The following is a 24,603-nucleotide window of genomic DNA, read 5'->3' on the forward strand; positions in this document are numbered from 1 at the left end:
GGTCTCATCGGTAGCCAGGCGCCGTCAAGCGCGCAGGCCGGCTTTGCCGGCCGCGTGCGTTTTATAGAGAAAAATATTCCGCCGGACTGGCTGGTCCGGCAAGTCGGATCAGAAACGGCCCACGTGGCCATCGGTGGCTGCTTGCGGCGCCATCTTCGACGGCAATTGCAGAAAATCGCATCGAACTGGCATGCGGGCCGTCGAGCAAGAAAGACTGAATCTGGCAGCCCATTGGCGCTGCCCATACAGCCAAACCCCCGTCCGCCCGGGTGCGCATATTGACAGCGCATCCGGGGCTGGCCGAATTCGTGATAATTTTCGTCAAACGCTGCCGTGTAGCGGCCGCATGGCGTCGCTACGCGGGCGGTCGATTTCGATCCCGCGTTTCACCGTGAACAACATCTGATGAAACCCGTTATTGCCCTGGTTGGGCGCCCCAATGTGGGGAAATCCACGCTGTTCAACCGTCTCACGCGTACGCGTGACGCGCTGGTTGCCGACTTGCCCGGTCTCACCCGCGATCGCCATTACGGCGAAGGGCGCGCCGGCGAGCGGCCGTATCTGGTCGTCGATACCGGCGGCTTCGAGCCGGTCGCAAAAGACGGCATCCTGCACGAGATGGCGCGTCAAACCCGCCAGGCGGTCGAAGAATCGGACATCGTCGTGTTCATCGTCGATGGCCGCAACGGTCTCGCGCCGCAAGATAAGTCGATTGCCGACTATCTGCGCAAGACCGGCCGGCCGATCTTCCTCGTCGTCAACAAAGCCGAGGGGATGAAGTACAGCACGGTCGCGGCCGATTTCTACGAACTCGGTCTCGGCGACCCGCGCGCCATTTCGGCGGCGCACGGCGACGGCGTGACGGAAATGATCAACGAGGCGCTCGGCGTCGCGTACGCGGGTCAGCCGGAAGAGGGCGACGAGGAGAAGGAAGCGCGCGGCGTGAAGATCGCGATCGTCGGCCGGCCGAACGTCGGCAAGTCGACGCTGATCAATGCGCTGGTCGGCGAAGAGCGCGTGATTGCATTCGACATGCCGGGCACTACGCGCGATTCGATCTATGTCGATTTCGAGCGGCAAGGCAAGCCCTACACGCTGATCGACACGGCCGGCTTGCGCCGCCGCGGCAAAGTGTTCGAAGCGATCGAGAAATTCTCGGTGGTGAAGACGCTGCAATCGATCTCGGACGCGAACGTCGTGATCCTGCTGCTCGACGCGCGCCAGGACATCTCGGAACAGGACGCGCACATTGCCGGTTTCGTCGTGGAGCAAGGCCGTGCGCTGGTAGTGGGCGTGAACAAATGGGACGGCCTCGATCCGCATGTGCGCGACCGCACCAAGGCGGACCTCGAGCGCAAACTAAAATTTCTCGACTTCGCCAAATTCCATTTCATTTCCGCTGCGGAAAAAACCGGCATTGGCCCGCTGATGCGCTCGGTGGACGACGCCTACGCCGCGGCCATGGCCAAGCTGCCGACGCCGAAGCTCACGCGCGCGCTGATCGATGCGGTCGAATTCCAGCAGCCGCGCCGACGTGGTCCGGTGCGGCCGAAACTGCGTTACGCGCACCAGGGCGGACAGAATCCGCCGATCATCGTGATTCACGGCAACGCGCTCGACGCGATCACCGAAACCTATAAACGCTACCTCGAAAACCGCTTCCGGGAAACTTTCAAGCTGACTGGGACTCCATTGCGCATAGAGTTCAGATCATCGACGAACCCTTACGCGGACAAAGGCTGAAACCCGCGTGTGTGTTGGGTTTGGCCCGGTGGCCGGGGCCCTCGCGCAAAAATGAAAATCGGCTATAGTGTAGCGGTTGACGGCGGATCTCTTTTTCCTTCGTCGTCAATTCAGTCAACCTGCAAAAAAATACGGAGTTTGCTATGAGCAACAAAGGGCAATTGTTACAAGACCCGTTTTTGAACGCACTGCGTAAAGAGCATGTGCCGGTGTCGATCTACTTGGTCAACGGCATCAAGCTTCAAGGGAACATCGAATCGTTCGACCAGTACGTCGTGTTGCTCCGGAATACGGTCACCCAGATGGTCTATAAGCACGCAATTTCGACTGTCGTGCCTGCCCGTCCGGTGAATTTCCACCCGGATTCCGAACAGTCCTAACCCCCGTCGCGGCCGGCGTAGCGTCGCCCGTTGGCGATTACTCCCGGCCGCCTCATTTTGATACCCTCCAATTTGATCAATGCAGCGCTTGTCGGCATCGACTTCGGTAAGATCGATTTCGAAGCCAGTCTCGAAGAACTCTCCCTGCTCGCGCAAAGCGCGGGTGCAAATCCCTTAGTCACCCTCACCGGACGCCGGTCCAGTCCCGATGCCAAGATGTTCGTCGGCAGCGGTAAGGCCGAAGAACTGCGTCTTGCGTGTGAGGCGAACGACATCGAACTCGTCATTTTCAATCACGCTCTAGCCCCTGCGCAGCAGCGCAATCTGGAGCAGGCGCTTAATCGCCGCGTGATCGATCGCACCAGTCTTATCCTCGATATTTTTGCGCAACGCGCCCGCAGCCACGAAGGCAAGCTGCAGGTGGAGCTCGCACAGCTGCAGTATCTGTCGACGCGGCTAATCCGCGCATGGACACACCTGGAGCGGCAAAAAGGCGGTATCGGTTTGCGCGGCCCCGGCGAAACGCAGCTCGAAACCGACCGCCGTTTGATTGGCGAGCGCATCAAGGCGCTCAAAACCCGGCTCGAAAAACTGCGCCGTCAGCACGGCACGCAGCGCCGCGCGCGCAGTCGCAACCAGACGATGTCCGTCTCGCTGGTCGGCTACACGAACGCGGGCAAATCCACGCTCTTCAACGCGCTCACCAAAGCCCAGGCGTACGCCGCCGACCAGCTGTTCGCTACGCTGGATACCACGTCGCGGCGCGTCTATCTCGGCGACGAAGCCGGGCAGGTGGTGGTGTCCGATACGGTCGGTTTCATTCGCGAATTGCCCCACCAACTGGTCGCGGCATTCCGCGCGACGCTCGAGGAAACCATCCACGCTGACCTGCTGTTGCATGTGGTCGATGCGTCGAGCGCGGTGCGGCTCGATCAGATCGATCAGGTGAACGAGGTGCTGCACGCAATCGGTGCGGACACCATCCGCCAGGTGCTGGTGTTCAACAAGATCGATGCGGTGCCGGAGCTGGCGGCCCGTGGCGACGCGGTCGAGCGGGATGAGTATGGTAATATTTCGCGCGTCTTTTTGAGCGCGCGCACGGGGCAAGGGCTGGATACATTGCGCGCTGCCATCGCTGAAATCGCTACTGCCGAACCTCTTCCCGACTCGCTGGTCGATCTGTCGGAAGAAGACCGGTCGGCAGCACCACGCGAGAACCGCAAGGTCTCAGAACTCGGGCACTGACCCGTTCCAATTGCACTGACCCGCTGTCTACTGGTGAACGAACACAGGTGAACGATTACAACGAGCGGAGTATCTGGCTGCGCATGCGCGCCATGCTTTCACTGAACGATCCGCGCTGGGGCCGGGGTGACGGCAATGGTGATCGCCAACGGCCCAACGAACCCAAGCGTCCGCAGAACGGTAAGGACGGCGAAGGCCCGCCCGATCTCGACGAAATGTGGCGCGATTTCAATCGCCGCCTGAGTCGCGTGTTCGGCCGCAAAGGCGGAGGCGTCGGTGGCGGGCGCCCGGACAACGGCCGCGGTGCGCGCATCGGCGTCGGGATCGTGATCGGCGTGCTGATCGCGATCTATCTGGGCAGCGGCGTGTTCGTCGTGCAGGATGGCCAGGCCGGCGTCGTCATGCAATTCGGTCAGTATCGCTACACCGCCGGGCAGGGTGTGCATTGGCGTCTGCCGTATCCGTTCGAAGCGCACGAGCTCGTCAATGTCGGCCAGATCCGTCAGGTGGAGATCGGCCGCAACAACGTGGTGCGTCTCGCGAATGTGAAGGACGCGTCGATGCTCACGCACGACGCCGATATCGTCGACGTGCGCTTTGCCGTGCAATACCAGGTGAAGAAGCCGACCGACTACCTGTTCCGCAGCGTCGATCCCGATCAGAGCGTGATGCAGGCCGCGCAAGCGGCGGTGCGTAGCATCGTCGGTGCGCGCAACACCAGTGACATCCTCTCTCAGGATCGCGAAGCAATTCGTCAGCAACTGATGGCCGCGATCCAGAAATCCCTGGATGAATACCAGTCCGGCCTCGCCGTGACGGGTGTGACGATCCAGGGCGTGCAGACGCCCGACCAGGTGCAGGCCGCTTTCGACGAGGCCGCCAAAGCACGTCAGGATAACGAGCGCGCCAAACGCGAGGCGCAAGCCTATGCGGCGGAGCTGCTGCCACGCGCACAAGCCGACGTGGCGCGCCAGATCGACGAAGCGAAAACGTATAGCGACAAAACGGTCGCTCAGGCGCAAGGCGATGCCGAGCGTTTCAAGCAGGTCTACGCGCAGTACTCGAAGGCGCCCGCGGTGATTCGCGAGCGCATGTACCTGGAAACCATGCAGCAGATCTATTCGAATACGACCAAGGTGTTTGTGGACAGCAAGAGCGGCAACAACGTGCTGTATCTGCCGCTCGACAAGCTGGTCGATCAGACTCGCCAGCGTGTCGCCGACGCCGCTGTCGCCGCGTCGGGTGCTGCGGGTGCCGCGGGAGCTATTGGTGCTGCGGCCGCTGCCGCACCGCAGGCCGCGAGCGGCGCTGCCGCATCGTCCGCCGCAACGCCGGGCGCCGCTGCCTCCGCGTCCGCCGCGGTCGCGACGCCTGCCAGTCAGCCTGCCGCCAGCAGCGACGCACTGCGTTCACGCGACTCGTTCCGCAGCCGTATGCGCGAAGACGACGTTCAATAAGGGGCGCAGAACATGAACAAGATCATTGCGCTCGTCGTTGCTATCGTCATCGTGCTGTTTGCCGCGGCGTCGATGGTGTTCGTCGTCGATCAGCGGCATATGGCGGTGCTGTCGTCGCATGGCGACACGGCGCCCACCTTGCTCGGCCCCGGTCTGCACGTGAAGCTGCCGCCGCCGCTGCAAACGGTCACGCTGGTCGATAACCGCATCCAGACGCTCGACGCGCCGGACGAAGACCGCTACGTCACGTCCGACAAAACCGATCTGCTGGCCAACCCGGTTGTCAAATATCGCGTCACCGATCCGCTGAAACTGCTCGCCGAAACCAAGGGCGACGTGCAAAGCCTGCCCGACCGGTTGGCCTTGCTGTCGCGCAGCGCGCTCGGCGACGCGTTCGGCAAGTACACGCTGTCCGACGCGCTTGCCAGGCAGCAGAACATCGCTGACGAAGCGCGCGGCACGATGGAAAAGGCCGCCGCCTCGCTGGGCGTCTCGGTGCTCGACGTGCAATTGACGCGCGTCGATTTTCCGGCGGCAATGGCCGATTCGGTCTACAAGCGCATGATCGCGGCGCGCCAGCAGGTCGCGAGCGAAGCGCGCGCAAAGGGCGCCGCCGAGGCCGACCAGATCAAGGTTGATGCAGTCGGCCAGCAACAGGCGATACTCGCGGACGGCTACCGTCAGGCGCAGACCATCAAGGGCGAGGGCGATGCCAAGGCCGCGGAAATCGCCGCCGACGCGTTCGGCCGCGATCCGCAGTTCTACCAGTTCTATCAAAGCATGCAGGCGTACAAGAACACCTTCAAGCCGGGCGACGTCATCGTGGTCGACCCGAGCAGTGAGTTCTTCCGCTTCATGCGTAGCCCGACCGGTGGCGATGCCGCCCCGGACGCCGCCGCGGCATCGCGCAAACACTGATAACCGGAGCGCCGCGGCATCCGCATCGCGGCACCTTCACTCGCATGGACATAGCCGGCTCGTTACTGCTCGCGATCGCATTGATGCTGATTATCGAGGGGATGTTCCCGTTCGTTTTTCCGAGCGCATGGAGCGACACGTTTCGTAAAATAGCGGAACGGCCATCGCATCAGATTCGTATCGGCGGGCTGATCGTGATGGTGCTCGGACTGATCCTGCTGTTTATCGTGACCTGACGGGGCGCGCCCCGTTGCGACCTGACAGCGCGCTCCATTGCGTAACAGCAGCGGGAGCGTTGAGGACGCGGGCCGAGGCCGGCGGCGAAGGACAGAGGGCGGTCCAGATACCCCGCGATAACCGCCAGAATCGAGGCGCCGTCCGCCATTCACTTTCACTTACCGGCGCACCTAGCCGCCGTGTGCAACGTCGTAGGACTGTATCGATGTCGACCTGGTTACTTCCCGAGAATATTGCCGACGTGCTGCCGTCGGAAGCACGCAAGATCGAAGAGTTGCGGCGCCATTTGCTGGACCGTTTCCGCTCGTACGGCTACGAGATGGTGATGCCGCCGCTGATCGAGTACATCGAGTCGCTGCTCACGGGCGGCGGGCACGATCTGGATCTGCGCACCTTCAAGCTCGTCGATCAACTGTCCGGCCGCACGCTCGGTCTGCGCGCCGACATCACGCCGCAGGTCGCGCGTATCGATGCGCACTTGCTGAACCGTCAGGGCGTGACGCGCCTTTGCTATGCGGGCAACGTCGCGCATACGCGTCCGCGCGGCTTGCACGCGACGCGCGAGCAGATCCAGATCGGCGCGGAAATCTACGGTCACGCGGGCCTCGAAGCGGACCTCGAAATCCAGCAACTGATGCTCGACGCGCTGCGTCTGGCCGGCCTCGCGAAAGTGCGGCTCGATTTATGCCACGCGGGCGTGCTCGCCGCGCTGATCGACGGCGAGCCTGCCGCGGCCGAACTGGGCCAGTCGCTCTACGATGCACTGGCGGGCAAGGACGTGCCGCGTCTGGCTGAATTGACCGCCGATCTCACGCCGGTCACGCGCGACGCACTGCGCGCGCTGCCCACGCTATACGGCGACGCTTCGGTGCTTGGCGAAGCCCGTGCGCGTTTGCCGAACGCGCCGGCCATCGCCCGCGCGCTCGACGATCTCGCGTTCCTCGCGAGCCAGGTGGACGGCGCCGAAGTGATGATCGACCTTGCCGATCTGCGCGGCTACGCGTACCACAGTGGCGTGATGTTCTCGGCGTATGTCGACGGCGTGCCGAATGCGGTTGCACGCGGCGGCCGTTACGACCACGTCGGCCAGGCTTACGGCCGGGCGCGCGCGGCAACCGGCTTCTCGCTCGATCTGCGCGAAGTCGCACGCATCTCGCCGGTCGAAGCGCGCAGCAGTGCGATTCTCGCGCCGTGGCAGCACGACGAAGCGCTGCGCACGAGCGTCGCCGCGCTGCGCGATGCCGGCGAAGTCGTGATCCAGGCGCTGCCTGGCCACGAACACGATCTGGACGAGTTCGCTTGCGACCGCGTGTTAGTCGAGCGCAACGGCGCGTGGGTCGTCGAACCCCGTCCCTGAGCGCGAATCGCCTGACTACCCGAGGGCCATCCCAAAGGCATTTCAAAAGGCGTCCAAAGCGGCGCACGGCACCGGCGCGGCCATCGGTCGCGCTATTTCGAAATACCCACCATAACGTGCATACCGTTGAGCGGAAACGGAAAAACTCGGAAGGTTCCGCGAACATAGGTAGAATACGTTTTTAACCAGCTTACGAAACAACATGTCTGCCAGCGCAGTGAATGTGAACCCCGGGCGTAACGTCGTCGTCGTCGGGACTCAGTGGGGTGATGAAGGCAAGGGCAAGATCGTCGACTGGCTGACGGACCACGCTCAAGGCGTCGTTCGCTTCCAGGGCGGTCACAATGCGGGTCACACGCTTATCATCGGCGGCAAGAAAACCATCTTGCGTCTGATTCCGTCGGGCATCATGCATCCCGGCGTCGCGTGCTACATCGGCAATGGCGTCGTGTTGTCGCCGGAAGCGCTGTTCAAGGAAATTGGCGAGCTCGAAGCCGCCGGGGTCGATGTTCAAAATCGCCTCTTCATTTCCGAAGCCACCACTCTGATCCTGCCGTACCACATTGCCATCGACCAGGGCCGCGAAGCGCGCCGTGGCGCGAGCAAGATCGGCACGACCGGCCGCGGTATCGGCCCGGCCTACGAAGACAAGGTGGCGCGCCGCGGTTTGCGCGTGCAAGACCTGTTCGAGCCGGAAAGCTTCGCCGAACGTCTGCGTGAAAACCTCGACTATCACAACTTCGTGCTCACGCAATATCTGGGCGTCGCCGCAGTCGACTTCCAGCAAACGCTCGACACGATGCTGAGCTATGCCGACCGTCTGAAGCCGATGGTGACCGACGTGTCGCGCCGTCTCTACGACGAAAACGCCGCTGGCAACAACCTGCTGTTCGAAGGCGCGCAAGGCACGCTGCTCGACATCGACCATGGCACCTATCCGTTCGTCACGTCGAGCAACTGCGTGGCCGGTGCGGCCACCGCGGGCGCGGGCGTCGGTCCGCAAAAGCTGAACTACATTCTCGGCATTACCAAGGCGTATTGCACGCGCGTCGGTTCGGGCCCGTTCCCGAGCGAACTGTACGACGCGGATAACGCTGCCCGTCAGGAAGCGATCGGCCTCGAACTCGCCACCGTCGGCAAGGAATTCGGCTCGGTCACCGGCCGTCCGCGCCGCACCGGCTGGCTCGATGTCGCCGCGCTGCGCCGCTCGATCCAGATCAACGGTGTGTCGGGTCTGTGCATGACCAAGCTCGACGTGCTCGACGGCCTTGACGAAGTGAAGCTGTGCGTCGGCTATACGGTCGATGGCAAGAATGTCGACCTGCTGCCGCGTGGCGCGTCGGAAGTCGCGCGTTGCGTGCCGGTGTACGAGATCTTCGCGGGCTGGAAGGAAAGCACCGTCGGCATCAAGGAATGGGACAAGCTGCCCACCAATGCGCGTGCTTACCTGTCGCGCGTGCAGGAAGTTGCGGGTATTCCGATCGACATGGTGTCGACCGGTCCGGATCGCGACGAGACCATTCTGCTTCGTCATCCGTTCAAGGTTTAAGCCATGGTGCAAGGTGTACCCATGATTGCGATGAAAGATCCGCGCAACGACGACAAGAACCTGTGGGTCGGCTGGGACGAGTATCACCGGCTGATCGAACTGCTGGCGCTGGCGGTACATGAATCGGGCTGGAAGTTCGACAAGATCCTGTGTCTCGCGCGCGGCGGCTTGCGCGTCGGCGATCAGCTGTCGCGCATCTACGATCTGCCGCTGGCCATTTTGGCCACCAGTTCGTACCGTGAAGCGGCCGGCACGGAGCAGGGTGATCTCGACATCGCGCAATACATCACGATGACGCGCGGCGAGCTGTCGGGCAACGTGCTGCTGGTCGACGACCTGGTCGATTCGGGCGTGACGCTGGCGCGCGTGCAGCAGCATCTGAAGGAACGCTATCCGGCGATCACGTCGGTGCGCTCGGCAGTGTTGTGGTACAAGGGCTGCTCGAAGGTCAAGCCCGACTATCACGTGCAGTATTTGCCCACGAACCCGTGGATTCATCAGCCGTTCGAGGAGTGGGATACGGTACGTCCGCACAACCTCGGCGCGTGGATTAAGCGCGGCACTGCGCAGGCGCAGGAGTCGTCGGGGGCGTGATGCGCGCCGCGATGTCGTGCATATCGATTCGTATCCAGAAGACGGAGCCCAGTTGGGCTCCGTTTTTTTGTGTGCGCAGCGTGCGAATGGCGCTTCGCAAGCGTCGCGATACCCGTGCTGGCGAAAGCCCAAATGCAGCAGACGCGCCTGGAGCGCAGTGCTACACTGCGCGGACCATCCACGTGGCGTATCCACAACAAGCCGGGCGGCGCTAAGCGGGCAGTTTAGAATAGCGCTCGTTTTTTTCCGCTCAAGGAACGGATTTCCTCGCGTTTATGACAGATACCAATCACGTGCACAAACAGCCTCTGCCTTCCCTCGCGATTGCCGCGATCGGAGTGGTGTTCGGCGATATCGGCACGAGCCCGTTGTACTCGCTGAAAGAGGCATTTAGCCCGGCACACGGTATTCCGCTGACCGATCAATCTATTCTTGGCGTGATTTCGCTGCTGTTCTGGGCAATCGTGATCGTGGTCGGCATCAAGTACGTGTTGTTCGTGATGCGTGCCGACAACAACGGCGAAGGCGGTGTCCTCGCGCTGATGGCGCTGGCGCTGCGCTCTGTCGATCAAAAATCGAAGATGGCCGGCATGCTGATGATGCTCGGTATCTTCGGCTCCTGCATGTTCTATGGCGACGCGGTGATTACGCCCGCCATCTCGGTGATCTCGGCGGTCGAAGGTCTGGAGATCGCCGCACCCAATCTGTCGCATCTGGTGTTGCCGCTGACGATGGTGATCCTCGTGTTGCTGTTCTGGATTCAGCGGCACGGCACCGCCACCGTCGGCCGCCTGTTTGGGCCGATCATGGTGCTGTGGTTCGTGGTGCTCGCCGCACTGGGTCTGTGGCACATCCTGCAGTCGCCGAATGTGATCCGCGCGCTGAACCCGTATTACGCCTACACCTTTATGGCCGCGCACGTGCTGCAGGCCTACGTGGTGCTCGGCTCGGTCGTGCTGGTGCTGACCGGCGCCGAAGCGCTGTACGCCGACATGGGCCACTTCGGCGCGAAGCCGATCCGTATGGCTTGGTACGTGCTGGTGATGCCTTCGCTGGTGCTGAACTATTTCGGCCAGGGCGCGCTGCTGATGCACGACCCGAAGGCCATCGAAAATCCGTTCTTCCTGCTCGCGCCCGATTGGGCGTTGCTGCCGCTCGTCGTACTGTCTACGGTGGCGACCGTGATTGCGTCGCAAGCGGTGATTTCCGGCGCGTATTCGCTGACGAGCCAGGCGATCCAGCTCGGCTATGTGCCGCGTATGAAGATCTTGCACACCTCGGAACTGGCGATCGGCCAGATCTATGTGCCGGTGGTGAACTGGATGCTGCTGTTCATCATCCTGTGCATCGTGATCGCGTTCAAGAGCTCGGATAACCTCGCCGCCGCGTACGGTATCGCGGTGACCGCAACGATGGTGATCACCACGATCCTCGCCTGCGTCGTGATGGTGAACGTGTGGAAGTGGAACAAGTTCCTCGTGGCGCTGATCATCGGTGTGTTCATGGCGGTCGACTTAGGCTTTTTCGGCGCCAACCTGCTCAAGGTCGCGGAAGGTGGCTGGCTGCCGCTCTGCATCGGCGCGCTACTGTTCTTCCTGCTGATGACATGGTTCAAGGGCAGGATGATCGTCAAGGAACGCACGGCCGCCGACGGTATTCCGCTGATGCCGTTCCTGCAGGGCTTGCTCGCGCATCCGCCGCATCGTGTGTCGGGTACGGCGATCTATCTGACCGGCAGCGATTCGCTCGTGCCGGTGAGCCTGCTGCACAATCTGAAGCACAACAAGGTGCTGCATGAGCGCACCATTTTCCTGACCTTTGTGACGCGCGATATTCCGTACGTGAACGATGCGGAGCGCGTGACGGTGAAGGATTTGCAGGGCGGCTTGTACCTCGTCAAGGCGGTGTATGGTTTCAATGAAACGCCCGACGTGAAGGCCGTGCTGCTCGATGTAGGCCGGACGCACGATATGACGTTCGAGATGATGGACACGTCGTTCTTCCTCGCGCGTGAAACGGTGGTGCCGACGCAATTGCCGGGCATGTCGGTGTGGCGCGAGCGCGTGTTCGCGTGGATGCATCAGAACGCCGCGAAGCCGACCGACTTCTTCAGCATTCCAGCGAATCGGGTAGTAGAGTTGGGCACGAAGATCGAGATCTGACGGACCTTGATTCAACGTGCCTTGCATGTTGAGGCGCGATAAAAAAGCCCACGCAAATGCGTGGGCTTTTTGTTTGGTGCTTCGTATCGTGAACGTCAGCGCGTGAGTGACTCACGCACTGAACGCACGAGCTTATTTCTGCTTGAGCTTGGCGAACGCAGCGGCCATTGCGCCGCCCGAATCCGGTTCACGCGAGCGCTGTTGCGGCGCGCCGCGTCCGCCGCCGCCCGAACGGCCGACGCCGCCGCGATCCTGCTGGGCGCCGCCACCGCTGCGCGGTGCTGCTGCTGCGCCGAACTCGTCGGCGAGACGCATCGTCAGCGCAATACGCTGGCGCTTGACGTCTACTTCAAGCACTTTCACCTTGACGATCTGACCGGCTTTGACGACTTCGTGCGGGTCCTTGATGAACTTCGTCGACATCGCCGACACGTGCACCAGACCGTCCTGATGCACGCCGATATCGATGAACGCACCGAAGGCCGCTACGTTCGTCACGACACCTTCGAGCACCATGCCCGGCGTCAGATCGCTGACCTTCTCGACGCCTTCGCGGAAAGTCGCGGTCTTGAACTCGGGGCGCGGATCGCGGCCCGGTTTTTCGAGTTCCAGCAGAATGTCGCGCACGGTCGGCAGGCCGAAACGTTCGTCGACGAATTCCGCCGGCGACAGGCCACGCAGCGCGTCGCGATTGCCGAGCACTTCACCGACGTGCTTGCTGATTTTCGCGAGCATCCGTTCGACGACCGGATACGCTTCCGGGTGAACCGACGAGCGGTCGAGCGGATTTTCGCCGTTGTTGATGCGCAGGAAGCCGGCGGCCTGCTCGAACGTTTTGTCGCCCAGACGCGGCACTTTGCGCAGATGTTCGCGCGACGGGAATGGGCCATTCGCATCGCGGTAATCGACGATGTTGCGCGCGAGCGTCGCGTTCAGACCCGACACGCGCGCGAGGAGGGCGACCGACGCCGTATTCGCATCCACGCCGACCGCGTTCACGCAATCCTCGACCACTGCATCCAGCGAACGCGCCAGTTCGCGCTGATTCACGTCGTGCTGATACTGGCCGACGCCGATCGCTTTCGGCTCGATCTTGACGAGCTCCGCGAGCGGATCCTGCAGACGGCGCGCAATCGACACCGCGCCACGCAGCGACACGTCCATATCGGGGAATTCCTTCGCCGCGAGTTCAGATGCCGAGTACACCGACGCGCCAGCTTCGGACACGACGATCTTCTGCAGCTTGAACTCCGGATGACGCGCGATCAGTTCGCTCGCGAGCTTGTCCGTTTCACGCGACGCCGTGCCGTTGCCGATGCTGATCAGTTCAGCTTGGGTCTGCGCGCAGATGCGCGCGAGCTTCGCGATCGAGCCGTCCCAATCGCGGCGCGGCTCGTGCGGATAGATCGTGTCGGTGGCGAGCACCTTGCCGGTCCGATCGACCACCGCCACCTTCACGCCGGTGCGCAGACCCGGATCGAGGCCGATCACGGCCTTCGGGCCCGCCGGCGCGGCCAGCAGCAGATCCTTCAGATTGCGTGCGAACACGCGAATCGCTTCGTGCTCGGCTTCGTCGCGCAGCTTGGTCAGCAGTTCGTTTTCGATATGCGGCTGCACCTTCACGCGCCAGCACCAGCGGCACACGTCGGAGAGCCACTTGTCGGCCGGACGGTTCTGATTGGCGATGCCGAAGTGCCGCGCGATCAGCGCTTCGCCCGGATGCGGCACTTGCGCGTCGAGCTCTTCGCCGAGCCCCAGCTTGACCATCAGCACGCCCGCGTTGCGGCCGCGGAACAGTGCCAGCGCGCGATGCGACGGCACGGTTTTGATGGTTTCCGCGTAGTCGTAGTAGTCGCGGAATTTTTCTTCTTCCGCGTTTTCCTTGCCCTCGACCACTTTCGACGAGACCACGCCCTGGTTGAACAGGTATTCGCGCAGTTTGCCGAGCAGTTCGGCGGTTTCGCCGAATTGTTCGGAAAGAATGTCGCGCGCGCCGTCGAGCGCGGCCTTGATGTCCGCGACGCCTTTTTCGGCGTCCACGTAGGCGGCGGCTTCGGTTTGCGGGTCGAGCAGGGGATTGGCCAGCAGCGCGTCGGCAAGCGGCTGCAGGCCGGCTTCCCGGGCGATCTGCGCGCGCGTGCGGCGTTTCGGCTTATACGGGAGATACAGGTCTTCCAGGACCTGCTTGCTGTCGGCGCCTTCGATCGCGGCGCGCAGCTCGTCGGTGAGCTTGCCCTGTTCGTCGATGCTGGCGACGATCGCGGCGCGCCGGTCTTCCAGCTCGCGCAGATATAGCAGGCGTTCCTCGAGGTTACGCAGTTGCGTGTCGTCGAGATTGTCGGTCACTTCCTTCCGGTAGCGGGCGATGAACGGAACAGTCGCCCCTTCGTCGAGAAGTTGCACCGCGGCCGCGACCTGGCGCGGCTGGACGGACAGTTCGGCGGCGATGCGCTGTACGATCTTGAGTGCTACGGTTTCCGTCATAAGGTCTTGGTGTTCCTGCCGGACTCAATCAAAGGCCGCGCGCTACGACACGTCGGGGCACGCCGGGCGTGCGCACTGCGGCCAGGTTGCTGAAGCGGGGCATTTTGCCATAAATGCCAAAGGGCTCAACCGCAGGGTGATAGAATTTCGGGCATGTTCCGTTGACTATCTACGACGTTGCCGATCTCCTTGTCCCTCAACCGCCTGGGCTCCCGCTTGGTCTCTCGCTTGTCACAATTGCCGTCACTTTTGCCGCTTTCGCCACTCACTTCGCTTATGTCGGCGTCACGGTCCGTGTTCAAGTTCGCGCTCATGTCCAATGGGACGTCTTTTGTGTCGTGCGCCATCGCCGCCTCGATTGCCGTGTGTGCGCCCGCCTCGGCGCAGCAGCAGAGCGTAGCGCCGGGCGGCAGCAGCGCGGTGTTGCCCACTGGTGCTACGGGCGCTGCGCGTGGTTTGGCGCCGGCGGCCGCTTCTGGCGCGCGGGCCACGGGCACGACGGACAAGATGGGGACTGATAACGCGGAACCCGCCGGCAACAGCTTCGACGCGCGGCAAAAAGTCCTGGATCAGCGCACCGAGGAGAACAACTACCGCTATGCCGTCGCCGAGCACGACTGTTATAGCAAGTTCCTCGTCAATTACTGTCTCGGCAAGGCGCGCGACAAGATGCGCGTGGTGCAGGCCGACATTCGCAAGGAACAGCTTGCGCTCGACGGCGAGCAGCGCGCGGAGCGGGCCCGTCAGCGTGACGAACAGGCAGCGCTCAAGCGCGCGCAGGACGAAGCGAGCGCGCCGCAGCGCGCCGCGGAAGACGCGCGTAACGCGCAGGCTTACCAGGACAAGCAGCGTCAGCACGAGCTCGATCAGGCCCAGCGTAGCGCCGAAGCGCCGCAGCGCAACGCCAACGCTCAAGCCTATCAGGACAAACAGCGCCAGCACGCGATCGATCAGGCGCAGCGCGGTGTCAGCACGCCGCAGGCCGCGGCTAACAGCCAGGCGTACGATCAGAAGCAGGCCGACTTCCAGCGCAAGCTCGACGAGGCGCATCGGCAGGCGGCGCAAAAGGCCCAGGAGCGCGTGCAGAAGCAGCAGAGCTTCGAGAAGAAGCAGGCCGATGCGGCGCAGCACAAGGCCGACGTCGAAGCGCGTCAGAAGCAGGCGGCCGAGAAGGCCGAACAGAAACGCCAGGACCAGTTGAAACAGCAGCAGGAACTTGAACAGCAGCAAAAGCAGCGACAGCAACAAGGACAGTAATCGTGCTGTAGCTGGCTACAGTTTTGTAGCAGGGCAGTAGTCGCCGTAACGCGTTTTAAGCCGGACAGCAACCTCAGGCATCGGGCTGCGCCACGCAGCCCGTGCCGCTTACGAGAGGAGGCGAGCATGCGCGGTAACAATCACGTCATCGACGCGAACACACTTCGCGACCGTATTCTGCAACTGGAATCGGAGCATAGTGGGCTCGATCGTCTGATCGACCGAATGTCGGATGAGCCCGGCATCGACGACTTCGAGTTGCAGCGCCTGAAAAAGCGCAAACTCAAAGTCAAGGACACCATCATCTTGCTGCAATTGCAGCTCGAACCGGACGTGAGCGCCTGAGTTCGCGGCCTGGCAGGCGCCGGGTCGCGCCGCGCGCGCCGGACTTTGCAGGAAACGCTTGCCTTGAATTCACCGCTTGTCACTCCGCCTGTAACTCGATCAGGCAAGGGCCCGGACGATGACGCCGCGGCGGCCGGCACTGCGCCGGCTCGCGCTGGCGCGTCCTCGCTGGCCGCCGCACTGAACCCGCGCCGTGTCGCCGAGCTCGACGATATCTTCGCCGCCGACGGCCTGCTTGCGCGTCAGATCGACGGCTACCGCTCGCGCGCGTCGCAGATCGAGATGGCGCGCGCCGTGGCCGCGGCTATGGAAGCGTCGGGCCGCGCCATGCCCGAGCCCGCGATGTTCGAAGCGCAGAAGCGTCCCGCGCGGCGGTTGCCGTCGCAGGGTGCCGCCGATGCATCGCCGGCCGCTGAAGCTCAGGCAACCAACGAAGCGAACGGTCTCGACGGCAGCGAAAACACGCTGATCGTCGAGGCGGGTACGGGCACCGGCAAGACCTATGCGTATCTGGTGCCGGCCATGCTGTGGGGCGGCAAGGTAATCGTCTCCACCGGCACCAAGCACTTGCAGGACCAGCTCTTTCAGCGCGACATTCCAACCGTGCGCGATGCGCTGGCCGTGCCGGTGTCGGTCGCGATGCTCAAGGGGCGCGCGAACTACCTGTGCCATTACTACCTGCAGCGCACCGCGGACAACGGCCGCCTGCCGTCGCGTCAGGAAACCTCGTATCTGCAGGACATCGTCCGCTTCGCAAAGATCACGCGCACCGGCGACAAGGCCGAGCTTGCGAGCGTGCCCGAAACGGCGGCGGTGTGGTCGATGGTGACGTCGACGCGTGAGAATTGTCTCGGTCAGGAGTGTCCGCATTACAAGGACTGCTTCGTGATGCAGGCGCGGCGCGAGGCGCAGCAGGCCGATATTGTGGTGGTCAATCACCATCTGTTTTTCGCCGACATCATGTTGCGCGATACCGGCATGGCTGAATTGCTGCCCACGGCCAACACCATCATTTTCGACGAAGCACATCAATTGCCGGAGACCGCGACGCTGTTTTTCGGCGAGACGCTGTCGACCGCGCAATTTCTCGAACTCGCGCGCGACTCGGTGGCTGAAGGCCTCGGCCATGCCCGCGAAACGGTCGATTGGGTGAAGCTCGGCGCGACGCTCGAACGCGCGGCGCGCGACGTGCGGCTCGCCTTCAAGGAGGACTCGGTGCGTTTGTCGATCGGCCAGTTGGCCGACGACCATCCGCTGTTCCCCGCGCTCGAAACGCTCGAAACCGAGCTCGATGCATTGGCTTCCGCATTGGCCGGTCAGGCCGAGCGCGCCGAATCCATCGGCGCGTGTTTGCGCCGCGCGCGCGAACTGCAAGGCGTGCTCGCGGGCTGGACTACGCCGCCCACCGAAACCGAACGCGAAGCTGCTGACGCCGGCGCGTCGGATGCCAGGGCCGAACGCGCCGATCCGAATGAAAAGGTCCGCTGGATCGAAGTCTTCTCGCATACCGTGCAGTTGCACGAGACGCCGCTGTCGGTCGCGCCGATCTTTGCGAAGCAGCGCGCCGGCGTGCCGCGTGCATGGATCTTCACGTCGGCCACGTTATCGGTGCGCGGCGACTTCACGCACTACGCGGCGCAAATGGGGCTGAATGCGAAACGCTCGATGACACTGCCGAGTCCTTTCGACTATCCGACCCAAGGGCTTCTGTACGTACCGCGCAACTTGCCGCAACCTTCATCGCCGATGTTTACCGACGCCGTGTTCGACGCCGCGTTGCCCGCGATCGAAGCGTCCGGCGGCGGCGTGTTCATGTTGTGCACGACGCTGCGCGCGGTCGACCGCATCTCGGCCAAGCTGCGCGACACGATCGAAGCACGCGGCTGGAATTATCCGCTGCTCGTGCAGGGCGACGCGAGTCGCACGGAGTTGCTCGACCGTTTTCGCTCGTATGGCAATGCGATTCTGGTGGGCAGTCAGAGCTTCTGGGAAGGCGTGGATGTGCGCGGCGATGCGTTGTCGCTGGTCGTGATCGACAAGCTGCCGTTCGCGCCGCCTGACGACCCGGTGTTGTCGGCGCGTCTCGATGCGCTGACGAAGAAGGGGCTGAGCCCGTTCGCCGTTCATCAGTTGCCGCAGGCTGTGATTACGCTGAAGCAGGGCGCAGGGCGCCTGATTCGCGCTGAGACGGATCGCGGCGTGCTGATGATCTGCGATACCCGTCTCGTCGACAAACCGTATGGGCGCCGTATATGGCAGAGCCTGCCGCCATTCAAACGCACGCGAGAGATCGACGTCGTGCGCGAGTTCTTTGAAGAGAACGCGACGCCGGCTCAGTAAACAATGTAATGGGCGCCGTTTTAAAAAGCGGCCCTTAAATGACAAAACGCCACGGATGTGAATCCGTGGCGTTTTGCTTTACTGTCAGGGAAATCAAAGAAATTTCCCCGATGCAGTTTTCGCCCAGAGGCGAGCCCTATGCGACAGCTTACTGGCTTGCGCCCGAAGCCGGAGTCGCAACAGCAGCCGAGGCAGCAGCAGTAGCGTCCGAAGCAGCGGCCGTAACCGAAGCAGCAGCGTCGCTCGCAGCAGCAGCAGCGCCCGAAGCAGCTGCAGTCACGTCCGAAGCAGCAGCCGTTGCTGCCGAGGCAGCAGTCGTTGCGTCGCTAGCTGCGGTCGTAGCTGCCTGGTCGCTGCTCTTGTTGCATGCAGCCAGTGCCACAGCTGCCAACAGGGATGCTACGAGGAGGGATTTCTTCATGATCACGTCCTTTTATGGTTAAAGGTAAGCAACAGCGCAAAATAATACCGGTAATGTGTGCTCCAACACCGACCTGGGCCGCTGGTGGAGACGCTCTTTTGGCGAGCGTGAATCTTCCCTACGGCTTGGGCGGAAATTATATGCACTTTCGTACTGACAGTCGATAAATCCGGGGTCAATACGTTGTCTTTCTCATACAAAATTTCACAGTACGGTAGTACAAGCAGGCAGAGTTACGCAAGCTCGCCGACTTGTATCCAGCCCGCACAATACCACTCGTGCAGCAGTGCTGTCACCGATGAATCGTATGAGAGTGTTACAAAGCGTTTCGCACTCATAGACCGCCGGTCGGCGAGGTCAAACAACCATTTTTTTCCGCCAACAAACGCTGTTTCCTCTCCATTTAGGAAGAAAAAACGGCGGTTGTACAACAAATTAGTCTTGCGATCCAGCCGCACGCCGGACTTCGACGCCTGGGCGATGAAACGGGCCTCATTGAGGGGCCGCTGCGGCGGATCGAAGACGACACTCGGCTTCGGTTCGCTGAGATACGAACCAAGGAACGACGCAATGTCCTGCTCATTCCAGTCGACCCGCGCAAGGATCGCGCCAACCCGCTCGACCAGCGCCGCGGGCAACTCTGCCGGACGGTCGACGGCGGGTTGCTGCGGATCGCGATAAAGGGCGCCGGGTTGCCCGGCGGTTTCGCCGCGCTCGGCCAGATGGTAGAGAAATTGCGCGGTCAGCTCGCCCGTCGACTGCGCGCGAAAACCGATCGAGCAGGTCATGCATTCGCCTTCCGCGACACCGTCATGCGCGATGTGCGGCGGCAGATATAGCATGTCGCCGGGCTCGAGCAGCCATTCCTCTTCCGGTTCGAAATGCTGTAAAACTTTCAAAGGCAGTCCCGGTCGCAGTGTCAGATCTTTCTGCGCGCCGATGCGCCAGCGGCGCTTGCCTTGAACCTGCAACAAAAACACATCGTAGGAATCGAAGTGAGGACCTACGCCACCGCCATCGGTCGCGTACGAAATCATCAGGTCGTCCAGCCGCGCATCCGGCACGAAACGGAACCGGTCGAGCAACGCGCGCGCGCGGTCGTCGTAAAGATCCACGCCTTGCACGAGCAGCGTCCACGCGTGCTGCTTCAGTGACGGCAGTTCGTCGGCCGCGAACGGGCCGTGTTCCAGTTGCCATTTGTTGCGAAAGTGCGTGATCAGGCGCGCTTCCACTTCGTCTTTATCCGCCAATTCGAAAAACTCGTCGCGCGACAGCGGCGCGCTCACGTTCGGAATGGCCTGGCGAATCAGTAGAGGCTTCTTCTGCCAGTAGCGGCGCATGAATTGCGACGGCGTCAGATTGCCGAGCAGCGGCGTTGGCGCGTCAGACGAGGGCGGGAAAACCGGCGTCGGCGCCGGTGAAGAATTCCGTGCCGAAGCTGCGTCGGCCAGGTGGTCAGTGGGCCGCTTGGGCATCGTATAATGTGAATTGTATTCTGGAGAATCGAATGAAAATCGCAAAGAACACCGTCGTGTCGGTCGCTTACAAGCTGTCGGATGCGCAGGGCAATCTGATTGAAGAAAGCGACGAGCCGATGGTCTATCTGCACGGCGGCTATGATGGCACGTTCCCCAAGATCGAGGAAGAGCTCGACGGCCACGAGGCCGGCTTCGAGACCCAGATCCAGCTCGAGCCGCAAGACGCGTTCGGTGAGTACGATCCCGACCTCGTGAAGATCGAGCCGCGCAATCGCTTCCCGGAACCGCTCGAAGTCGGCATGCAATTCGAAGGCACGCCGGAAGAAGGCGACGAGGATCTCGATTCGCTCGTCTACGTGGTGACCGACGTCGCTGAAGACAAAGTCGTGCTCGACGGTAACCATCCGCTCGCCGGCATGGCGCTGCGTTTCGCGCTGACGGTCAAGGACGTGCGTCCGGCAACCGAAGACGAAATCCAGCACGAACATGCGCATGGCGCTGACGGCCTGGAAGTCCTCGACGAGGATGACGACGAAGCTGAAGACGACAAGTCAGGGCCCACGCTGCACTGAGCTTGCCGGCGCGCCGGGAATGCCTGAGGCGCCGCCTGGAGCGCCTGGTACATGAGGCAGGGCGGTCGAGGCGGGAGCATTCTCGTTCTCGTCCACCGGTGCGTGTTGTTGCTGATTCAGTTGCTGTTGATCCGGCTGCCCCGGTATCTGCAACAACGGCGGCAATTCGGAAGCGGGGCCGAGCGCCGGCACGGCCGGCATCGACGCTGCCGGCTCCTCGTGCGGCGGCACAGGTTGTACCGTGGGCATCGGCATCTGCTTGGGCACGTCGCGCACACTCACGCGGAACGGCGGTTTCCTGCCGAGATCCGCTTCAATCCGAATCCACTGGTTAAGACGATCATGCGGCGCAAGCGCGACGCGCGTGAGATTCGTCACCAGCATCCCCTTGTCATTGCGTAGCGGCTGGTCGATCACGAAACCGGCGCTCGCGCGCTCGTCGTCGCAATGAATCACCAACACCGGTCCGCGAAAAATCTGCGCGAGTTTGACAAGGCTGCGTTTGAATTCCAGAAAGCCGTCACGGCGCGCGTTGCGTGTAAAGCGCAGCCATGCGAAACGGTCGGGCCGTTCGTAACGCTCCGGTTCGGGGTCGCCCTGAATGAACACGACGATCGCGCGCGCGTCGCGCCGTTTCGCATATTCGGCGGCATGTTCGAGCCAGAACGCATTGGCGATCACGCGATCTTCGAATTCGCCATTACGGCCGCCCGCAGTCAGATAGTGATTGTTCGGACTCGGCGCGTTCAGGCCGACAAACACGGTATCGCCGACTTGCCAGCGCACGTTCTCGCGAAACGGACGAAACCGCGGCACTTCGCTTTCGCGCGTCAACGCGATCGGGTTCTGACCCATCGACGTCGCGTCGGCGAACATTGTCTGGCGCAACTGATCGAGCCGTTCGACCGGATCGAAGCCGCCGGCCTCAGCGGTGCCGCAGTTGGTCCAGTCGTGTTGGCCCGGAATGAAGAACAGAGCGGGCCGCGCCGTTTCGAGCAGCGCGTGACGCCGTTCGTATAACGCATCGCGGCAGGCTTCTTTCGCGCCTTTCAGGTTGCCGTCGTAGACGATGAACGATATCTCGCGATCACGGCCGATCGCATCGATCAGGCGTTGTGTCGGCGCTTCGTCGGCTGGACTTTGCATTGTGCCGGCGACGATCGCGAATGCGTAACGCGGCGTTTCCGCGTGCGCGAACTGCATACCGCCGCCAGTGAGCGTCAGCGTGAGGACAAAGGTCAGCGCCGCGCAAAGTTTGCGCGGGCGCTGCGAGGGCCTGTGTGCGTCAATGGTCCGCATCCGGCGCGGCGGCCAGGTCGTGCAATTCGTACAGCAGATCGAGTGCTTCGCGCGGCCGCAATTCGTTCGGATCGATTGCGCGCAGACGCTCGACAAGTGCTTGCATGGCGGGTGAAGCGGCTGCCGTTTCCGGCCTGGCGTCGCGTTCGTCATCGGCGTCTTCGACCAGCATCGGCATGGGCGCCGCGAACAGATCGAGTTGCGGCGCGGGCTGCGCCGCCGATTGCTGCTCGAGATGCGCGAGATGCTTGCGCGCCGCGCGAATCACCGCGCCCGGTACGCCGGCCAGTTGCGCGACCTGCAGGCCGTAACTCTGATTCGCCGGCCCTTCGCTGACCGCGTGCAGGAACACGATGCCGTGCCCATGCTCGACCGCCGACAAGTGCACATTGGCCGCGTGGGGAAACTCGGCGGGCAACTGCGTCAACTCGAAGTAGTGCGTTGCAAACAGCGTATGGCAGCCGTTGTGCGTGAGCAGATGCCGCGCGATCGCCCACGCCAGCGCGAGGCCGTCGAAGGTCGAGGTGCCGCGGCCGATCTCATCCATCAGCACGAGACTCTGCGGCGTCGCATCGTTGAGGATCGCTGCGGCTTCAGTCATCTCGACCATGAAGGTCGAGCGGCCACCCGCCAGATCGTCGGCCGCGCCGATACGCGTGAAAATGCGATCGATCGGCCCGAATGCGGCGCGCCGTGCCGGCACATAACTGCCGACATAGGCGAGCAACGCGATCAGCGCGGTCTGCCGCATGAAGGTCGACTTACCGCCCATGTTCGGGCCGGTGATCAGCAGCAGTTTGCGCTCCGGCGTGAGCGTGCAGTCGTTGGCGATGAACTGCTCGACCTGCGCCTCGACCACCGGGTGCCGGCCTTGTTCGATTTCGATGCCGGCGGTCGGCGAAAACGTCGGCGCGACCCAATCGAGCGCGCGAGCGCGTTCGGCGAATGCAGCCAGCAGATCCAGTTCGGCGAGCGCCGCGGCAACGCGCTGACAGTCCGCGATAAACGGCAGCAGTGCTTGCAGCAATGCGTCGTACAGTGAGCGTTCGCGGGCCAGCGCGCGTTCCTGTGCGGACAGCGCTTTGTCTTCGAAGGTTTTCAGCTCCGGCGTGATGTAACGCTCGGCATTCTTCAGCGTCTGACGGCGGCGGTAATCGTCCGGCACCTTGTCGGTCTGGCCGCGCGTGACTTCGATATAGAAGCCGTGCACCTTGTTGTATTCGACGCGCAGATTGCCGATACCGGTACGCGCCCGTTCGCGCGTTTCGAGGTCGATCAGGAATTGCCCGCAGTTCTCCGAAATATCTCGTAACTCATCGAGTTCCGCGTCGTAGCCACGCGCGATCACGCCGCCGTCGCGCACCATCGCCGCAGGTTCCTCGGCGACCGCGCGCTTGAGCAGTTCGACACACGCTTGAGGCGGTTCCAGCGACGCGTCGATGCGTGCCAGGGAATCCGCATTGGATGAAACGGCCGCCAGTTGCGTGCGCAATTCGGGCAACGCAATGAACGTATCGCGCAGGCTGGACAGATCGCGAGGCCGCGCCGACAGCAGCGCCAGACGCCCGGTAATCCGCTCGATGTCGGAGATCTGCCGCAACGCGCCGCGCAGCGAATCGACACTCGCGCCGGGCGGCGCATCGAGCAACGCGCCGATCGCCTGCTGGCGCGCTTGCGCAATCGCAGCTTCGCGCGGCGGATGATGCAGCCAGTGACGCAACAGGCGGCTGCCCATGGTCGTGCAGCAGGTGTCGAGCAGCGAACACAGCGTCGGCGATTCAGTGCCGCGCAGCGTTTCCGTGAGTTCGAGGTTGCGGCGCGTGGCGGGGTCGAGGCCGATATATTCGGATTCGTACTCGACTTTCAGGCTGCGCACATGGCGCAGTTGCTGGCCTTGCGTGGCCGCCGCATAAAGCAGCAACGCGCCGGCCGCGCCGCACGCGCTTGTCAGCGAATGCGCGCCGAAGCCGTCGAGTCCCGCTACTTCCAGCTGGTCGCACAGGCGTTGCGTGCCTGACGCGATATCGAAGTGCCAGACCGGCACGCGGGTGAGGGCGCCGGCATTCACGGGCGGCGTCCAGCTCGCCGAATCCGCGGGCGTATCGGCCGCCAGAATTTCCGCCGGACGAATCCGTTCGAGCGCGGCGGCCACCTGATCCGGTGCCACTTCCGCGAGACGCAACGCGCCGCTCGCGAGATTCAGCCACGCGAGCCCCACGCTGGTCGCGACGCCGCGGCGGTTGTGCGCGACGCACATTGCCAGCAGGTAGACATCGCTTTTGTCGGACAGCAGCGCGGCGTCCGTCAGCGTGCCCGGCGTGACGACGCGCACCACCTTGCGCTCCACTGGACCTTTCGACGTGGCCGGATCGCCGATCTGTTCGCAAATCGCGACGGATTCGCCGAGCTTGACCAGTTTCGCCAGGTACTGTTCGACCGCATGATGCGGCACGCCTGCCATCTTGATCGGATTGCCCGCCGACGCGCCGCGCTGCGTAAGTGTTAAGTCGAGCAGGCGCGCGGCTTTCTCCGCGTCTTCGAAAAAGAGTTCGTAGAAGTCGCCCATCCGGTAGAACACGAGCGTGCCCGGATGATCCGCTTTAATGCGTAAATACTGCTGCATCATCGGCGTGTGTTGTGCGACGTCGTTGGCCGCTGCGGTTTGAATGCCCATCCTCGGTGTCTTCTTGCGTTAGCTGTTCAGGGCGTGAGTTTAACCTGCCGGCGCGGCTAGCGGACCCTGACCGAACGGCTAATCCGCACGG

19 protein-coding genes are annotated in these 24,603 nt (G+C 62.8%); 14 read left to right on the forward strand and 5 right to left on the reverse strand.

The genetic code is table 11. From position 1 onward, the window contains the following. Positions 1-405: 405 nt before the first annotated feature. From der to AC3WOG_RS07225, 10 genes are all read left to right on the forward strand, one after another. Entirely contained in the window at positions 406-1,743 is a 1,338-nt protein-coding gene (gene der / locus AC3WOG_RS07180) for a ribosome biogenesis GTPase Der (protein WP_341315063.1), read from the forward strand. Positions 1,744-1,886: 143 nt separating this feature from the next. After that, a complete protein-coding gene (hfq, locus tag AC3WOG_RS07185; RefSeq protein WP_006051315.1) occupies positions 1,887-2,123 on the forward strand; it encodes an RNA chaperone Hfq in 237 nt (78 codons plus the stop codon). Between the two features lie 57 nt (positions 2,124-2,180). Beyond that, positions 2,181-3,368 (forward strand): GTPase HflX, encoded by a 1,188-nt coding sequence (gene hflX / locus AC3WOG_RS07190; protein WP_492577338.1) that lies wholly within the window; start codon positions 2,181-2,183, stop codon positions 3,366-3,368. 47 nt (positions 3,369-3,415) lie between these two features. Next, entirely contained in the window at positions 3,416-4,825 is a 1,410-nt protein-coding gene (gene hflK, locus AC3WOG_RS07195) for an FtsH protease activity modulator HflK (protein WP_492577339.1), read from the forward strand. A 12-nt stretch (positions 4,826-4,837) separates the two neighbouring features. Continuing rightward, positions 4,838-5,743, forward strand: coding sequence for a protease modulator HflC (gene hflC, locus AC3WOG_RS07200; protein WP_492577340.1), 906 nt, complete (start codon positions 4,838-4,840; stop codon positions 5,741-5,743). Positions 5,744-5,787: 44 nt separating this feature from the next. Beyond that, positions 5,788-5,979 carry a DUF2065 domain-containing protein gene (locus AC3WOG_RS07205; RefSeq protein WP_341315067.1) on the forward strand — a complete coding sequence of 64 codons (192 nt, stop codon included), beginning with the start codon at positions 5,788-5,790 and terminating at the stop codon, positions 5,977-5,979. 206 nt (positions 5,980-6,185) lie between these two features. Next, positions 6,186-7,337, forward strand: a complete 1,152-nt coding sequence (locus AC3WOG_RS07210) for an ATP phosphoribosyltransferase regulatory subunit (protein WP_492577341.1) — start codon at positions 6,186-6,188, stop codon at positions 7,335-7,337. A gap of 202 nt (positions 7,338-7,539) precedes the next feature. Continuing rightward, positions 7,540-8,886 carry an adenylosuccinate synthase gene (locus tag AC3WOG_RS07215; RefSeq protein ID WP_492577342.1) on the forward strand — a complete coding sequence of 449 codons (1,347 nt, stop codon included), beginning with the start codon at positions 7,540-7,542 and terminating at the stop codon, positions 8,884-8,886. A 3-nt stretch (positions 8,887-8,889) separates the two neighbouring features. Further along, positions 8,890-9,480, forward strand: coding sequence for a phosphoribosyltransferase (locus AC3WOG_RS07220; protein ID WP_341315070.1), 591 nt, complete (start codon positions 8,890-8,892; stop codon positions 9,478-9,480). A gap of 275 nt (positions 9,481-9,755) precedes the next feature. Continuing rightward, entirely contained in the window at positions 9,756-11,642 is a 1,887-nt protein-coding gene (locus tag AC3WOG_RS07225; protein ID WP_341315071.1) for a potassium transporter Kup, read from the forward strand. Between the two features lie 132 nt (positions 11,643-11,774). Here the strand turns inward: AC3WOG_RS07225 and AC3WOG_RS07230 are convergent, their stop codons facing one another. Then, on the reverse strand, positions 11,775-14,126 hold the full coding sequence (locus AC3WOG_RS07230; protein WP_492577343.1) for a Tex family protein: 2,352 nt from the start codon (positions 14,124-14,126) through the stop codon (positions 11,775-11,777). A gap of 312 nt (positions 14,127-14,438) precedes the next feature. On the opposite strand from AC3WOG_RS07230, the gene AC3WOG_RS07235 reads away from it, so the two are divergent. The 3 genes from AC3WOG_RS07235 to yoaA all read left to right on the forward strand — a co-directional run bounded on the left by AC3WOG_RS07235 (position 14,439) and on the right by yoaA (position 18,068). Then, positions 14,439-15,383 (forward strand): hypothetical protein, encoded by a 945-nt coding sequence (locus AC3WOG_RS07235; protein ID WP_492577344.1) that lies wholly within the window; start codon positions 14,439-14,441, stop codon positions 15,381-15,383. Positions 15,384-15,509: 126 nt separating this feature from the next. Continuing rightward, positions 15,510-15,728 (forward strand): DUF465 domain-containing protein, encoded by a 219-nt coding sequence (locus tag AC3WOG_RS07240; protein WP_492577345.1) that lies wholly within the window; start codon positions 15,510-15,512, stop codon positions 15,726-15,728. 63 nt (positions 15,729-15,791) lie between these two features. Continuing rightward, positions 15,792-18,068 carry a DNA repair helicase YoaA gene (gene yoaA, locus AC3WOG_RS07245; protein ID WP_492577346.1) on the forward strand — a complete coding sequence of 759 codons (2,277 nt, stop codon included), beginning with the start codon at positions 15,792-15,794 and terminating at the stop codon, positions 18,066-18,068. Between the two features lie 148 nt (positions 18,069-18,216). Here yoaA and AC3WOG_RS07250 read toward each other — a convergent pair whose 3' ends face one another. Next, complete coding sequence (locus tag AC3WOG_RS07250) at positions 18,217-18,489, reverse strand: hypothetical protein (protein WP_492577347.1); 273 nt, start codon at positions 18,487-18,489, stop codon at positions 18,217-18,219. Between the two features lie 233 nt (positions 18,490-18,722). Continuing rightward, complete coding sequence (locus AC3WOG_RS07255) at positions 18,723-19,964, reverse strand: JmjC domain-containing protein (RefSeq protein ID WP_492577348.1); 1,242 nt, start codon at positions 19,962-19,964, stop codon at positions 18,723-18,725. Between the two features lie 32 nt (positions 19,965-19,996). Between AC3WOG_RS07255 and AC3WOG_RS07260 the strand changes: the two genes are divergently transcribed. Beyond that, positions 19,997-20,539: an FKBP-type peptidyl-prolyl cis-trans isomerase gene (locus AC3WOG_RS07260; RefSeq protein WP_492577349.1), complete on the forward strand. Its 543-nt coding sequence runs from the start codon at positions 19,997-19,999 to the stop codon at positions 20,537-20,539. Here the strand turns inward: AC3WOG_RS07260 and AC3WOG_RS07265 are convergent. Both AC3WOG_RS07265 and mutS read right to left on the reverse strand, forming a co-directional pair. Then, the gene (locus AC3WOG_RS07265; RefSeq protein WP_492577350.1) at positions 20,519-21,838 is read right to left on the reverse strand and encodes a hypothetical protein; all 1,320 of its coding nucleotides are present in this window, start codon (positions 21,836-21,838) and stop codon (positions 20,519-20,521) included. The genes AC3WOG_RS07260 and AC3WOG_RS07265 overlap by 21 nt on opposite strands. Continuing rightward, complete coding sequence (mutS, locus tag AC3WOG_RS07270) at positions 21,825-24,512, reverse strand: DNA mismatch repair protein MutS (protein WP_492577351.1); 2,688 nt, start codon at positions 24,510-24,512, stop codon at positions 21,825-21,827. The genes AC3WOG_RS07265 and mutS overlap by 14 nt, the downstream gene beginning before the upstream one ends. Positions 24,513-24,603: the final 91 nt, after the last annotated feature.

It is taken from the genome of Paraburkholderia sp. FW306-02-B (assembly GCF_058782725.1).